This is a genomic window from Sphaerisporangium aureirubrum (genome assembly GCF_042658925.1).
Taxonomy (GTDB): Bacteria; Actinomycetota; Actinomycetes; order Streptosporangiales; family Streptosporangiaceae; genus Sphaerisporangium; species Sphaerisporangium aureirubrum.
This window is the reverse complement of record NZ_JBHSRF010000041.1, coordinates 45596-60097: the sequence shown is the minus strand read 5'-3', so window position 1 is coordinate 60097 and position 14502 is coordinate 45596. Positions and strand designations below refer to the sequence as shown.

Genomic DNA, 14502 nt, shown 5'->3' with positions numbered 1-14502 from the left:
CGCGCCGTGCTCCGGCATGCCCGCCGGAACCACGCGCCCGCCGGAGCAACGTGCGCGGCGGAGCAACGTGCGCGGCGGAGCAACGTGCCCGCCGGAGCAACGTGCCCGCCGGAGCCGCGCGCCGGCGAAGGCGTGCGCCTGGCCTCAGCCTCTCTCTCGTCTCTCCTCACCGGCACCGAGCGACTGTCCCGGCTGAGGCGGCATCAGGTCCATGCACTGGAACTCGGGTCGTTCCGCCAGGAACCTCGGGCCGTAGAGGATGAAGGCCAGCGCCACGGCGAACCAGGGTGCGCCCGGCCCCGTCAGTCGCAATGGGTCTATTCCGCTAAAAACCATTACAAAGGTGGACTCACGGGGCGCAGCCCACAATTCCATGACAGATTGGTGCGCCCAGGTGAGCCATCGCCCATCCGCGAAGGCGAGCACGCGATGATTGGTGAGCATCGTCTGATTCTCACCGTGTAATCGCCACTGGGATTCCGCCATCCGCGCGGCCTTCTGCCTCGCCATGGCGTTGCCAACGGCACTGGCCAGGATGCCGGCCGTGAACATCACCGGCCCGCCGAACGCCACCACGGACTGCGAGTACGGGACGTCCATGCCGTACCACACCTCGTGCCGCAGCGGCGCGTCGGCGTGGACCACCTCCCCCGGGAAGAGCCGCACCGTCCCCGGCGGAGCCACCAGAGGGACCGCGTTCCCCGCCAGCAATGACGCCCTGAGAAGACACGCCCGGTGCCACCCGGCGACAAGGGCCTCCTCCGGCCATGGATACATGAATCATCAACCACCAAAGAAGTCGGAGTTTTATCAAATCTCCCATCTCGGGGACGATCTGATGGCCGACTTTCCGCAATTCTCCCGCATTGGGAGAACAATGGCCGGGCACCGTCAAGTGGGATTCCCGGGCTCTCCTGGAGCGGGGAGGTCGCCGCTGAGGGACAGGGCGGTGGAGGGGCAGGAGTGCACGGCGCGGAGGGCGGCGTCACGCAGGGCGGGGGGTGGGTCGGGGTGGAGGACGATCACGGTGCCGTCGTCTTCGCTCTGGTCGAAGAGGGCGGGGGCGGTGAGGGCGCACATGCCCGCGCCCACGCAGCGTCCCTTGTCCGCCTGAATCCGCATGACGCCCCCTCCTACCAGGTGACGGGGAGCTCGTGTACGCCGTAGATGGCCATGTTGGAGCGCAGGGGGACGTCCTCGGCGGGGATGGCCAGGTGGAGGCCGGGGAAGCGGCGGAACAGCGCGGGGTAGCCGATGCGCATCTCGATGCGGGCCAGCTGCTGGCCCAGGCACTGGTGGATGCCGTGGCCGAACGAGACGTGCCCCACGGCGTCCCGGGTGATGTCCAGCGCGTCGGGGGCGGCGAAGCGGTGGGGGTCGCGGTTGGCGGCGCCCAGGGAGAGGGCGACGTTCTCGCCGGCCCTGATGACCTGGCCCTCGAGTTCGAGGTCCTCCAGGGCGGCGCGGACGGGCCCTAGGTGCACGATGCTGAGGTAGCGGAGCAGCTCCTCCACGGTGCCGTCGATCAGGGCGGGGTCGTCGCGCAGGGCGTGGAGCTGGTCGGGGTGGCGCAGCAGGGTGTAGGTGCCGAGGGCGAGCATGTTGGCGGTGGTCTCGTGGCCGGCGATGAGAAGCAGCACGGCGGCGCCGGTGATCTCCGGGACGGTCAGGCCGCCACCGGCGACGAGGCCGCTGATCAGGTCGTCACCGGGCTCGCTCTGCTTGCGGACCACCAGTTCGCCCAGGTAGCCGATCAGGCCGTCCAGCGCCTCACGGGTCCGCTCGGGGGTCGACTCGAGGTTGAGCAGGGCGCTGGAGTCGCGCTGGAAGCGTTCGTGGTCCGCGTACGGCACGCCGAGCAGCTCGCAGATGACCAGGGACGGGATGGGCAGCGCGAAGTCCCGCACCAGGTCGGCGGGCGCCCCGGCGGTCTCCATGGCGTCCAGCCGGTCGCCGGTGATCTTCTCGATGCGCGGCTCCAGCTGCTTCATGCGGCGCACGGTGAACTGCCCGGTGAGCAGCTTGCGGAAGCGCGTGTGCTCGGGCGGGTCCTCGCGGAGGAAGAACCCGGGCATCTGCCGGCGCACCATCTGGCTCATCCGCTGCCCCACCGGCGGGTGCAGCAGCTCGACGCGGGTGCTGAAGCGGGGGTCGGCCAGCACGGCGCGCACCGCCGCGTGGCTGATCGCCAGCCAGCCGAGGTGCCCGTCGGCGAACACCATGGGCCGCACGGGGCTCTCCTCGCGCCAGCGGCCCAGCTCGGCGGGGGGATCGAGTGGATGCGCCCGGAACATCGGGTAGGTGACCGGCTGTGGCTCGGTGTGGGTCATGGCGCGCTCCTTGACACGGACGTTTTCCTGTCGTGGCCTCGTTCCTGACCTTTCCACAAAACAGTACACGCTCCGAAATTGCAATGGATGAAAAAAAGCATCCGATGCAGTAAAGTTCGTCCATGGTCGAACGACAGCCGCAGGGACTCAGGGAGCGCAAGAAGCTGCGCACCCGCCACTCGCTGTGCGAGGCCGCCATGCGCCTGTTCCACCACAAGGGCTACGAGGAGACCACCGTCGCCGAGATCGCCGCCGCGGTCGACGTCTCCACCCGCACGTTCTTCAGCTACTTCGCCAGCAAGGAGGACGTGGTCTTCCACGACACCCGCGCCCGCGCCCAGCAGGCGCTGGCGCTCATCGCCGCGCGCGAGCCGGGCGAGCCCGTCGCCGCGCTGCTGACGCGGGTGGCCGACGCGATCCTGACGCTGGACCCCGTGGAGGGCGATCTGGTGCTGCGCATGATGCCCGAGCGCAGCGGGATCATCAGGGAGGTGCCGGCCCTCCAGGCCCGCGCCCTGCACCTGCTGTTCGAGTTCCAGCGCGAGCTGGCCGGCGCGCTGCACGAGGCGTACGGCGGCGAGCTGGACCACGTCGAGGCGGCCACGGCCATCGGCGCGTTCATCGGCGGGGCGAAGCTCGCGGCCACCGTCACCATGGACCACGGCGGCTCCCCCGAGCAGGTCGTGGCGGCGGCGCACCGGGCCGCGGAGCTGGCCATCAGCGGCCTACAGGGGCTAGGACACCAAGATTCGCCATAAAAGGGTAGCGGACGGGCCTATGTCTTGCTCATCCTGGGCGTAATGGGTCTGATCCGGTCGATCAACACGCTACCCGCCAGTATTACGACAAAATCGTTCCCCGAGGGTGCCGACCCGGCGCCTCTCGGTGGCATGCGCGCGACCACATGGGACACCGCGCGTGAAAGTCCCTGGCAGAAATGGATTGCGGCGTGGCTGTTCCTGGTGTTCCGTCACGCTGTGGGGTACAGACATGAACGGTCGTGAGGCTCAACCGGACGGCGACGGCGCCGGACCGGTCCCCCAGGGCGTCCCCCTCGTCGGGCGGCGTGACGCGTTGCGCGCTTTCGCCCAGAGTGTGGACGCGACCGTGACCCGGGGCTTCCAGTTCCGAGCCGTGGTCGGCGAACCGGGCGCGGGCAAGACACGGCTGATGGCCGAGCTGGCGGCGATGGCCGGCGGGCGCGGCATCACCACATTATGGGGCCGGGCCGCGGAGTTCGAGCAGATCATGCCGTTCAGCGCGCTCGTCGACGCGCTGGACGACCACCTGGAGGCCCGCCGCGACGAGCTGTCGGGACGGCTCGGCGCCGGGCAGGCCCGGCTGCTGGCCGCGGTGTTCCCCGCGCTGGCCGCCAAGATGCCGGTGCCCGCGGAGGGCGCCGGCCACGAGGACGACGGCGACCAGAGCGGCATGGTCCGCTACCGGCTCTACCGGGCGCTGCGCCAGCTCATCGACGAGCTGGCCACCCCCGCCGGGCTGGCGCTCATCCTGGACGACGTGCACTGGGCCGACGACAGCTCCGCCGAGTTCCTGGACCACCTGGTGCGCCATCCGCCGCGCGGCCGGGTGCTGGTCGCGGTCGCCTACCGCCCGATGCAGGTGACCCCGCGCCTGGCGGCGCTGGCCCGCAGCGCGGGCGTGCGGGGCGGGGAGGTCGCGGTCGGGCCGCTGAACCAGGCCGAGGTCGAGCAGTTCCTCGGCCCCGCGGTGCACCGCAGCCGCCGCGCCGCGCTGTTCGAGGCCAGCGGCGGCAACCCGTTCTACCTGGAGGCGCTGGCCAGGATGAGCCGCCTGGCGGTCGGCGAGCTGCCCGCGACCGTGCGGGCCGCGCTCCAGGTCGAGCTCGGCGACCTGTCGCCGGGCTCGCTGCTGGTCGCCCAGGCCGCCGCGGTCACCGCCGACGAGTTCGAGCCCGCGCTGGCCGCCGTGACGGCCGAGGTCGGCGAGGCCAGGACCCTGGACGCCCTGGACGAGCTGGTCGCCCGCGACATCGTGCGCCCCGGCACCGGCGGCAGGTTCCGCTTCCGTCATCCCCTGGTCCGGCAGGCCGCCTACGAGTCGGCCGCGGCGGGCTGGCGGCTGGCCGCGCACGCCCGCCTGGCCGCCCACCTGACGGGTCTCGGCGCGCCCGCCACCATGCGCGCCCACCACATCGAGCGCTCGGGCAGCTTCGGCGACCAGAGGGCCATCGCCACCCTGGTGGAGGCCGCCCGCACGGTCGCCGCCCAGGCCCCGGTCACCGCCGCCCACTGGCTGCGCAAGGCCCTGGACCTGATGCCCGAGGAGCCCGGCACGCTGGAGGAGCGCCTGGAGCTGCTCATGGAGCTCAGCCGCGCCCTCGGCGTCAGCGGCCGGCTCGCCGACGGCCGCGACACGGCCCGCGAGCTGCTGCGCCTGCTCCCCGAGGACGACCACGCCCGCCGGGCCAAGGCCGCCCGCATCTGCGCCCTGATGGAACGCCAGCTCGACCGCCCGCACGAGGCGCGCGCCCTGCTGCTGGACGAGCTGCGCCGCATGCCCGACCCCCGCGCCGCCGTCGCCATCCCGCTGCGCATGCGCCTCGTCGCCGAGAGCATGATGCGCGCCGACTTCCGCGCCGCGCAGGCCGTGCTGGACCTGATGCCCGACTCCGAGGAGGGCTGGGCGCCTGGCCTGGCGATGGCGGTGGCGGCGCTGCGGCCCATGCCCGCGCTGGCGGCCGGGCGGCTGACCGAGGCGCTGCACGCCGCGGACGCGGCCGACAGCATGATCACCGGCGCGCTGGACGAGCATCTGGCCGAATGGCTGGACGCGGTGGCGTGGACGTGCTGGGCCGAGGACTACATGGGGCGCTACTCGTCGGCGCTGCGTCACTTCGACCGGGCCGCCGCGGTCGCCCGTTCCACCGGGCAGGACTACATCCTGACCAACCTGCTGGCCGGCCGGGCCCGCACCCTGATCGTGCTCGGCCGCCTGCCCGAGGCGCTGGACACCGCCGAGGAGTCGGTGGAGGGCGCCCGGCTGCTGGAGTCGGGCCAGCAGACGGTGTTCGCCCTCACGTTCCTGTGCCTGGCCCTGACCTGGTCGGGCGAGCACGAGGCAGCGCTGCAGGCCGGCGAGGAGGCGATCCGCGTCGGTGTCGGCGGTGACGAGGTGTGGGGCGATATGGCCCGCTACGCCCGCAGCGTCGCGCTCATCTGTGTCGGGCGGGTGGACGAGGGCGTGGAGGCGCTGCTGGACGCCTGCGACGGGTTCGTCGACCCGCGACTGGACAAGGCCACCCTGCTGACCTGCTGCGAGCACCTCGCCTACGCCGAGGCCTCCCGGGGGCGCCCCGAGGCCGCCATGGCCTACGCCCAGCGCGCCGCCACGCTCACCCAGCCGCAGCTGCCGGTGTTCTCCGGCCTGGTCCCGCTCGCCGAGGCGCACGCGCTGCGCACCGGCGACCCGAGGGCCGCCGCCGAGCGGGCCGACCAGGCGTCCATCCTGCTCACCGCGGGCGAGCGGCGCATGGACGCCGGACGGGCGCTGATGACCGCCGGGATCGCCTACGGCGAGGCGGGCGAGCGCGCCCTGGCCCGCGCCCGCCTGCGCGACGCCAGCGAGATCTTCAACGCCTCCGGCGCCCGGAGCCTGGCCGCGCAGGCGGCCCGCGCCCAGCGCCGCCTCGGGGTGCGGGTGTCGTCGGCGGGCACCGGTGGCCAGGCCTCCGGGCCGCACGGGCTGTCGCCCAGGGAGACCGAGATCGCCCTGCTCGTCGCCGAGGGGCTCACCAACCAGCTCATCGCCGAACAGCTGTTCCTGAGCGTCCGCACCGTGGAGACCCACCTGTCCCACGTGTTCGCCAAGCTCGGTGTGACCTCACGCGTGGGCGTCGCCACCAAGCTGAACCGCGGCGGACCCTGAGTCCGCACCCGCGCGGGCACGTAGGTATGTACGGGGTTTCCACGATGCCGTACGGGGTCCCCTGTTGGCATTGTTTGAGGTGGGTCAAGAGCAGGAGGACGGTCAGATGGAACACCGCATTTCGCGCTTCACGCTTGACGGCGTGCCGGGGGCCGAGATCTCGGTGCATCCCTTCTCGACCGAGGACGAGCTCGGCCTGACGCTGACACGGTACCGCTCCGCGGACTGCGACGACGTCGTGCTGCTCGTCCACGGCCTGACCTCGTCCAGCGACATGTTCATCATGCCGGAGCACCACAACCTGGTGAGCTTCTTGCTGGACAGCGGTTTCGGCGACGTCTGGACGCTCGACTTCCGGATGAGCAATCGGTTCCCCTACAACATGGAGACCCGGCGGTTCACCCTGGACGACATCGCGGCCTTCGATCATCCGGCAGCAATGGCAGAACTCCGCCGTCACGTTGGGGCACGGCGGATCCATGTCATCGCGCACTGCCTGGGATCGGTGTCCTACATGATGAGCCTCTTCGGCGGGGCCGTCACCGGCGTCACCAGCATGGTCGCCAACAGCGTGGGGCTGACCCCGCGGGTCCCCGCCTGGGCCCGCGTCAAACTCCGGTTCGGCCCGCCGATGCTCGAGTACGGCCTGGGGCTGCCGTACCTCGACCCGCGCTTCGCGGGCGCGCCGCCGCTCAGCCGGCGGCGCCTGCTCGCCCGCGCGGTGTCGCTGTTCCATCCCGAGTGCCGCGAGCCCGCATGCCACATGCAGAGCTTCATGTGGGGCAGTGGACGCCCGGCGATGTACCGGCACGGCAACCTCGCACCGGAGACCCACCTGCACGAGCGGCTCGCCGACCTGAACGCGGCGGCCGACGTGAACTACTACAGGCACATCAACAAGATGGTGCGGGCAGGGCGCGCGGTGAAGTGCGATCCGGGGGATCCGCGGCTCGCCGCCCTGCCCGACGACTATCTGGCCGACGCGGGGCGGATCGAGACCCCCGTGCTCTTCCTCACCGGTGACCACAACGACGTGTTCACCGACTCGAATATCGTGTGCCACCGTGTCCTGGCCAAGCGGGCGCCGGGCCGGCACGAGTTGCAGGTCCTGCCGGGGTACGGGCACATCGACCCGCTCATCGGGAAGAACGCGCACGTGGACGTGTTCCCGCGCGTCCTCGACTTCCTCAAGCGTCACGCGGGCTGAGGCACATAATGATCACGAACATTCCAGGCGCGCCCTCGGGTGCGGAACACGCGGACGTCGTTGTGGTGGGATCCGGGTTCGGGGGCTCGGTCGCGGCGTACCGCATGGCCTCGGCGGGGCTGTCTGTGGTGGTGCTGGAACGGGGTCGTGCCTACGCCCCCGGCACCTTCCCGCGCAGCCCCGCCGAGATGGGGAAGGCTTTCTGGGACCCGGCCGAGGGTCTGTACGGCATGTTCGACGTGTGGAGCTTCGACGGCTGCGACTCGGTGGTCTCCAGCGGGCTCGGCGGCGGGTCGCTCATCTACGCCAACGTGCTGCTGCGCAAGGACGAGCGGTGGTTCGTGCACGAGGAGCCGCTGCCGCACGGCGGGCACGAGAACTGGCCGGTCACCCGGGCCGACCTCGACCCGCACTACGACGCCGTGGAGCAGATGATCGGCGTCACCTCCTATCCCCTGGAGCACGACGCCTACAGCGACACCCCGAAGACCCGGGCGTTACAGGACGCCGCCACCGAGCTCGGCCTGGACTTCCAGCTGCCGCCGCTGGCGGTCAGCTTCGCCCCCTCGCGGGGCGCGGCGCCCGGCATCGGGCTCCCCCTGGTGGACGGCCCGTACGGCAACCTGCACGGCGTGCCGCGGCGCACCTGCCGGCTCTGCGGGGAGTGCAACCTCGGGTGCAACGACGGGGCCAAGAACAGCCTCGACCACACATACCTGGCGGCGGCCCGCCACCACGGCGCGGACCTTCGCACCTTGCACGACGTGCGCGGGATCCGGCCGAGGCGGGGTGGCGGGTACGCCGTCGACTACGTCACGCATCAGCCGTCCACCGGCCCGCGGACCATCACCTGCGACCGGCTGGTCCTGGCGGCGGGCACGCTCGGCACGACCTATCTGCTGCTGCGCAGCCGCGCGGAACTTCCCGGGCTGAGCAACGCGCTCGGCACCAGGTTCTCCGGCAACGGCGACCTGCTGACGTTCTTACTACGGGCCAAGGACCGCACCCGCACCCGCACCATCAACGCCAGCCGGGGCCCGGTCATCACCAGCGCGATCCGGCTGGCGGACACCGCCGACGGCACCCGCGAGACCGGCCGGGGCGGCTACATCGAGGACGGCGGCTTCCCGGCGTTCGTCGACTGGCTGGTGGAAGGCGCCGACGTGCGCAGCGAACTGGGCCGCGCCGCCCGGTTCCTGGTCGAACGGCTGCGCGCCATGCTCACCGGCGACACCAACCTGTCGGCAGAGATCGCCGACCTGCTCGGCCGCGGCGAGCTCTCGGTCTCGTCCCTGCCCCTCCTCGGCATGGGCAGGGACGTGCCGGACGGCGTGCTGCGGCTGAAGGACGGCAAGCTGGACGTCGAGTGGCACACCGAGACCGGTGAGGACTACTTCGAGCGGGTGCGGGCCACCATGCGCCGCGTGTCGGACGTGCTCGGCGCCGAGTACGCCGAGCTGCCCGCCTGGCTCGCCAAGCGGATCGTCACCGTGCACCCCCTCGGCGGCGCGCCGATGGGGCGTCACCCCGGCGAAGGCGTCTGCGACGCCTACGGCGAGGTCTTCGACCATCCGGGCCTGTTCATCGCCGACGGCGCCGCGCTGCCGGGAGCGGTGGGGGCCAACCCGTCGCTGACGATCGCGGCGCTGTCGGACCGCATGAGCACCCGGATGCTGGAACGGCGTCCGAGCCCACCCAAGAGATCCACGACGGCCACGAAAGAGGTTGAGTTTCACATGACCGTGGCGACCGGCCTGGTCCATGACCCGTCCGGTGAACTGCCGTCCGGCCCGACTCCCGGGCCCGGCGAGCGCACGTCCCTGTCGTTCACCGAGGAGATGCGGGGTTTCCTGTCTCTCGGCGTGGCCGACCCGCGTTCGGGCGACGTGTCGTCCCGGACGGACGGCGACCGGTTCTCCTTCGAGCTCACCATCAGAATCGACGACGTCAGCCGCTTCCTGGCCGAGCCCACGCACCTGGCGCGCGCGGAAGGCTGGGTCGACGCCCCCTTCTGCGGGGGACGCCGCATGGTGGAGCGTGGATGGTTCAACCTGTTCGCCCCCGGCCTGAGCTCCGACCGGCGTGAGATGCGCTACCGGTTGTGGTTCACCGACGCCGAGGGCGAGCCGCGCACCCTTTCGGGCTGGAAGGACGTTCATCACGGGCCGGCCACCAGGCTGTGGCTCGACACCTCGACCCTCTTCTCGCGCCTGCTGGAGGGTCACGTCCCGGAGGGCGAGGACGAAGGGGCCACGGTGCTCGGCGCGGGCACCCTGCACATCAGGCCCATGGACCTCGCCGCCACGCTGAAGAGCTTCGACACCGAGGGGCCCCGCGGCCTGACGGCCGTCGCCCGCTTCGGGAGGTTCTTCGTCGGCGAACTGTGGGACGTCTACGGACCGGGGTGAGGCGGAAACCCCGAGGCGGCCGACCGGTGAGGGGGAGGTGGATCCCCTGAACCGATCGGCCGCCGGCCCCGGGTCAGCGGCTGAGGTCGCGGTCGCCCGCGGTGGGCCGGTGAGCCATCGATGACTTCATCGTCTTCGTCCCCTACTACTTGGAGGGGATAGGGGAGGGAGGCGGGGGTGTCGGGAGGGCGGCGTAGTCGACCCTGCCGGTGCTCTCCAGAAGCGTCATGTGCTTCATCACCACATCGACCGCGACCTGGGCGAAGGCCCGGATCTCGTCGTTCTTGGTGCCCGCCCGCACCAGGGCGACGGCGGCGAACACCTTGCCGTGCGCCGCGCGCAGCCGGTCGGCGAAGACCTTGTCGTACTCCTCGCCCGACAGCTGCGACAGCTCGGCCATCCAGCCCTGCTGGTCGGAGTTCGGCGTGCTGGGCAGCCGGACCCTGAGCTTGGCGGCCAGCGCGCGCACCTGCTCGTCGAGCTTCACGTGGTCGGAGGCCAGCATCAGCCCGACCTCCTTGACCCGCTGGCTGCCGGCCCGCTCCTGCGCCTGCTGGCCGGTCGGGATCTCCCAGAGCCCGGCCTGGCGCACCTTGATCAGGAAGTCGCGGTCCGAAGGCCCGATGGGGCCGGACTCGGCGCTGGTCCAGTCCGCCGGCGAGGCTCCGCTCGCCGACCTGATGGCGTTCGGGGCGATGGTCAGCACCGTGATCGTGGCTACGACCAGGAATGTCAGTGCGCCGAGCACCTCGATGATCCGCATGGGCCTGAACTGAAGCCGGTTCACCGAATGCCCTCTCCTTCCGTGTGTGCCGCTGTCTTCCGCCGCGCGCGCTTGTCGGGCAGAGGTACGGGAGTGGGGCGGCCACGGTTCAAGGTGGGGCGAGATTTCCTAATTTTGTGGAAGTTGTGCGATTTCCTTACCGTGACAGGTGGTCCGCTGCCACCATGTGCCTGTGCAGCGTCATCGCAGTGTCCGGTCCGGGCCGGAAGAAGCACACGACGACTCCGATGAGCAACTGGTCGCGACGCTCTACCGCGAGTTCGGCGGGCCCCTTCTGCGCAACGTGCGCAGACTGACGGGAGGTGACCAGCAATGGGCAGAGGATGTCGTCCAGGAGACGGTCTTCCGCGCGTGGCGCAACGCGGGGAAGCTGAACCGCGAACCCGGTCTGCTGTGGGCCTGGCTGATGACGGTGGCGCGCCGTATCGTCATCGACACCCATCGCCAGCGTTCGGTCCGCCCCCAGGAGGTGGAGCCCGACAAGCTCGACAGCGTCGCCATCCCGGACGGGTCTGAGCCCATGCTGTCGGCGATGGTGGTGTCCGAGGCCCTGTACAGCCTTTCCGAGGAGCATCGGGAAGCGCTCGTGCAGACGTACCTTCACGACCGTACGATCAATGAGGCGGCAGAAGTGCTGGGGGTGCCACCCGGGACGGTCAAGTCCCGGGTGTACTACGCGCTTCGCGCCCTGCAGAAGACCATGAAGGAGAGGGGGTGACCGGCTGATGGATTCACCCCCTCACGTCGAGGTGGCCGCGTACATCCTCGGCGTCCTCAACGACGAGGACTCCGCGAAGTTCGACCTCCACCTGCTCGACTGCGCGAGCTGCCAGGACGAGCTACGGGACATGTACGACCTGCCCGACGCGCTCGACCTGGTCAAGCGCGACGTGAAGCGCACGGTGAACGGCACGAGCCTCGGCACGAGCGGCGCGACGGCCGGATATCGCATCAACGGGGCGGCGCGCGACACCGGGGGCGGCCCGGTCTCCGAACCGATCGACCTGCACGAGCTGCGGGAGGCCCGCGACGGGGTGGTCCGCGACCTGCCGGGGGCCCGCGACACCCGTGAGCCGATCGACCTGCGCGACCTGCGCGAGGCCCGCGACGGCGTGGTCCGCGACCTGCCCGGCGCCCGGGACACCCGCGACGGCGAGGTGCGGGACCTGTGGACGCCGAGCGGCCCGCAGACGCCGCGGCGCCATCCGGGCACGGGGCACCGGCGGCGCGCCGACGACTACGACTACCTGCCTGGCCGCACCGACGACGACGAGCTGTCCCGCGTGCGGGACCGCCGGCGCAACGCGCTGTGGCTCGGCGTGGCCGCGGCCATGGTGGTCGCGGTGGCCGGCGTCACCACGGCCCAGGTGTGGCCGCGCGACGACCCGCCGGTGGTGGCCGCGCCCTCCCAGACGGGATCGTCGCTGATCCGCGAGGGCACGAGCCCGGACACCGGCGTCAGCGGCTCGGTCGGCATGGTGACCAAGAGCTGGGGCACCGAGGTGAACTTCCAGCTCAGCGGGGTGACCGGCCCGGAACGTTGCAGCCTCATCGCGATCTCGCACAACGGCGACCGCGACGTGGTGTCGGGCTGGCGTGTCCCCCCCGGCAGCGGCTTCGGCGTGCCGGGACATCCCGACCCGCTGCGCCTCACCGGGGCCACGGCCCTCGCCGCGAGCGAGATCGCCCACTTCGAGGTGCGCAGGGACGACGGCGTACGCCTGCTGGACATCCCGGTGGCCTGACGCGCCCCCGGTCCGGCCGGGGGCGCGGATGATGACGCGGTCCTCCTCCTAACGCCTGCTCTCGGTGGGCGCGGGGGTGAGGCGGAGCGCGAGCGCGGGGCACATCTCGATGGCCCTGCGCGCCTCCCCCTCCAGCCTGCCCGGCACCGAGGCGGTGCTCACCACGGGGTAGCCGTGGGTGTCGAGTTTGATGAGCTCCGGCACCACCAGCGAGCACAGCCCGTGGCCCTCGCACCGGGACCAGTCGAGGATCAGCTGCGCCTCGGCGGCGCGGGACAGCGGCTCGTCGGGCAGCGGCAGCACGCCGCGGGTCGGCAGGCCGCAGGTGCCGTACGCCGAGTGGGTCATGACGTCGTCGGCGAAGACGTCGATGGCCGACAGCACGAAGCGCGAGGTGCCGTCCGGGTGCCCGCAGGCGCCCCGGCCGCGCATCGTCGCCGCGGCCCGGTGGATCGCGTCGATGTGCCCGTGACCGTCGGCGAGCGCGCCGAACGCCTGCGCCAGGTCCGGCAGGCCCATGTAGCACGGGCCGCACTGCCCCGCGCTCTGGCCCGCCATGTAGCGGGCCACCCGCGCGGTCTCGCCGAGCGGGCAGGACTCCCAGCCGAGCGGGATCACGATGCCGGCGCCGAGCACGCCGCCCATCGCCTCGAACCCGGCGCGTGACACCTCGGCCCGCTCGGCGGCCTCGGCGGACATCCACTTGCCGTGGTAGCCGCCGACCAGCACACCCTGGCCGATGGTGGCGTCGCACAGGTCGAGGATCTCGCGCAGCCGGACCCCGGTGGGGGTCTCCACCACGGCGGGACGCCGGGCGGAGCCGGTGACGCTGAGCATCACCGTCCCGGGCTCGGACGGCAGGCCGACCGAGGAGTACATGTCGACGCCGAGCATCGCCAGCAGTGCCAGCTGGGCGTAGGTCTCGGCGTTGGAGAGCATGGTCGGCATGCCGCCCACGCCCCGGTCGCTGGAGCGGACCTTGCGGCCGGGCGGGATGGGACGCTCGCCGTTGATGCCGCGCACCAGCGCGCCGCCCTCGCCGGAGATGAAGCGGTCCGGCATGCGGACGACGCGGACGGTGTCGGTGATGCCGCGTTCGTGGATGGCGTTGAGCAGCGACCGTTCGCCGGGACCGCCGTGGGCGACGCCCACCACGATCTCGACGGCGGACAGGGCGCGGGCCACGAGGTCCGCGCCGTCCAAGATGAGGTGCGGCGCCCTGCTGAGCAGCACCTTGTCCTTGTGCGCCGCGGGCTCCCCCTCGGTGGCGTTGACCACCACCGTGATGGGGGCGCCGCGGCGGCCCGCCGAGTCGACCACGGCCCGGAGCTTGCGGGCGAAGGGGAAACCCGCACCGCCCCGGCCGCGCAGGTCCCCGAGCTCGGCGAGCGCTATCAGATCGTCGATCGGCAGGCGGGGCATGTGCCCGTGGACCCGCCGGTGGGTGTCGTAGTCGAGGCGCGGGGAGGCGTCCAGGCCGGCGGTGAGCCGGCCGGGACCGATGCGGTAGACGTCCAGTACGCCGTACGTCGTCATCGCCGCACCTCTTTGCGCAACGTCACCCAGAACTCCTCGTCGAAGACGTCGTCGACCCGGATCGTCTCGGCCTTGCGGCCGCCGCCGGTCTTTCCGGCGGACCTGAACTTGGCGGGGGCCCGGTCCCGTGGCCCGACCGTCACCACCAGACGCACCAGCAGCACGAACCCGACCGCGACGATCGCGGCGACATAGCTCAGGGTCACCCAGTCCGCGGCTGCGCGGCCCGCGGTGAGGCCGTGCACGATGGAGACCGGCCAGGACAGATAGGCGGTGACGTGCAACGCCCGCCACAGCCATGGCCATCGGATCCCGACGAAACGGCCGCGGAACGCGCCCGTGGCCGCCACCAGGATCATCAGTTCGGCGGCGACGGTCCCGAGTGAGACCGCGAAACCGGAGTCGCCGAAGGGCAGGAACGCGTCGGACGGAGCCACCCGTCCCCTCATGATCTGCAGGACCACGTGCGTGATGAGGAATCCCACCGAGAACACGGCGAAGAAGCGATGCAGTGCCTGCATGAAAACGCGTTGCCGCACCCGGAGGAGAAGTCGGTCCGTGGCCGCCAATCCGACGACCACCGTGC

At 71.6% G+C, this 14502-nt stretch carries 12 protein-coding genes; 6 read left to right on the top strand and 6 right to left on the bottom strand.

The window, feature by feature from the left end; translation table 11 throughout:
* Positions 1 to 144: 144 nt before the first annotated feature.
* The 3 genes from ACFP1K_RS24630 to ACFP1K_RS24620 all read right to left on the bottom strand — a co-directional run bounded on the left by ACFP1K_RS24630 (position 145) and on the right by ACFP1K_RS24620 (position 2330).
* Positions 145 to 645, bottom strand: a complete 501-nt coding sequence (locus ACFP1K_RS24630; protein WP_380757330.1) for a hypothetical protein — start codon at positions 643 to 645, stop codon at positions 145 to 147.
* A gap of 246 nt (positions 646 to 891) precedes the next feature.
* Entirely contained in the window at positions 892 to 1122 is a 231-nt protein-coding gene (locus ACFP1K_RS24625) for a ferredoxin (protein ID WP_380757328.1), read from the bottom strand.
* Positions 1123 to 1133: 11 nt separating this feature from the next.
* A complete protein-coding gene (locus ACFP1K_RS24620; protein WP_380757326.1) occupies positions 1134 to 2330 on the bottom strand; it encodes a cytochrome P450 in 1197 nt (398 codons plus the stop codon).
* A 122-nt stretch (positions 2331 to 2452) separates the two neighbouring features.
* On the opposite strand from ACFP1K_RS24620, the gene ACFP1K_RS24615 reads away from it, so the two are divergent.
* From ACFP1K_RS24615 to ACFP1K_RS24600, 4 genes are all read left to right on the top strand, one after another.
* Complete coding sequence (locus ACFP1K_RS24615) at positions 2453 to 3088, top strand: TetR/AcrR family transcriptional regulator (RefSeq protein ID WP_380757323.1); 636 nt, start codon at positions 2453 to 2455, stop codon at positions 3086 to 3088.
* A gap of 232 nt (positions 3089 to 3320) precedes the next feature.
* On the top strand, positions 3321 to 6236 hold the full coding sequence (locus ACFP1K_RS24610; protein ID WP_380757321.1) for a helix-turn-helix transcriptional regulator: 2916 nt from the start codon (positions 3321 to 3323) through the stop codon (positions 6234 to 6236).
* Positions 6237 to 6342: 106 nt separating this feature from the next.
* Positions 6343 to 7443, top strand: a complete 1101-nt coding sequence (locus ACFP1K_RS24605) for an alpha/beta fold hydrolase (RefSeq protein WP_380757319.1) — start codon at positions 6343 to 6345, stop codon at positions 7441 to 7443.
* A 62-nt stretch (positions 7444 to 7505) separates the two neighbouring features.
* The gene (locus ACFP1K_RS24600) at positions 7506 to 9851 is read left to right on the top strand and encodes a GMC oxidoreductase (RefSeq protein WP_380757317.1); all 2346 of its coding nucleotides are present in this window, start codon (positions 7506 to 7508) and stop codon (positions 9849 to 9851) included.
* 145 nt (positions 9852 to 9996) lie between these two features.
* On the opposite strand, the gene ACFP1K_RS24595 is transcribed toward ACFP1K_RS24600, so the two are convergent.
* Positions 9997 to 10638: a DUF4142 domain-containing protein gene (locus ACFP1K_RS24595; RefSeq protein ID WP_380757315.1), complete on the bottom strand. Its 642-nt coding sequence runs from the start codon at positions 10636 to 10638 to the stop codon at positions 9997 to 9999.
* A gap of 169 nt (positions 10639 to 10807) precedes the next feature.
* Between ACFP1K_RS24595 and ACFP1K_RS24590 the strand changes: the two genes are divergently transcribed.
* Positions 10808 to 11353 (top strand): sigma-70 family RNA polymerase sigma factor, encoded by a 546-nt coding sequence (locus tag ACFP1K_RS24590; RefSeq protein WP_380757313.1) that lies wholly within the window; start codon positions 10808 to 10810, stop codon positions 11351 to 11353.
* Positions 11354 to 11360: 7 nt separating this feature from the next.
* Positions 11361 to 12380 carry a zf-HC2 domain-containing protein gene (locus ACFP1K_RS24585; RefSeq protein WP_380757311.1) on the top strand — a complete coding sequence of 340 codons (1020 nt, stop codon included), beginning with the start codon at positions 11361 to 11363 and terminating at the stop codon, positions 12378 to 12380.
* A 48-nt stretch (positions 12381 to 12428) separates the two neighbouring features.
* On the opposite strand, the gene ACFP1K_RS24580 is transcribed toward ACFP1K_RS24585, so the two are convergent.
* The gene (locus tag ACFP1K_RS24580) at positions 12429 to 13916 is read right to left on the bottom strand and encodes an NADH-ubiquinone oxidoreductase-F iron-sulfur binding region domain-containing protein (protein ID WP_380757309.1); all 1488 of its coding nucleotides are present in this window, start codon (positions 13914 to 13916) and stop codon (positions 12429 to 12431) included.
* Positions 13913 to 14437: a hypothetical protein gene (locus ACFP1K_RS24575; protein ID WP_380757308.1), complete on the bottom strand. Its 525-nt coding sequence runs from the start codon at positions 14435 to 14437 to the stop codon at positions 13913 to 13915. Before ACFP1K_RS24575 ends, ACFP1K_RS24580 begins: the two co-directional genes overlap by 4 nt.
* Between the last annotated feature and the right edge of the window lie 65 nt (positions 14438 to 14502).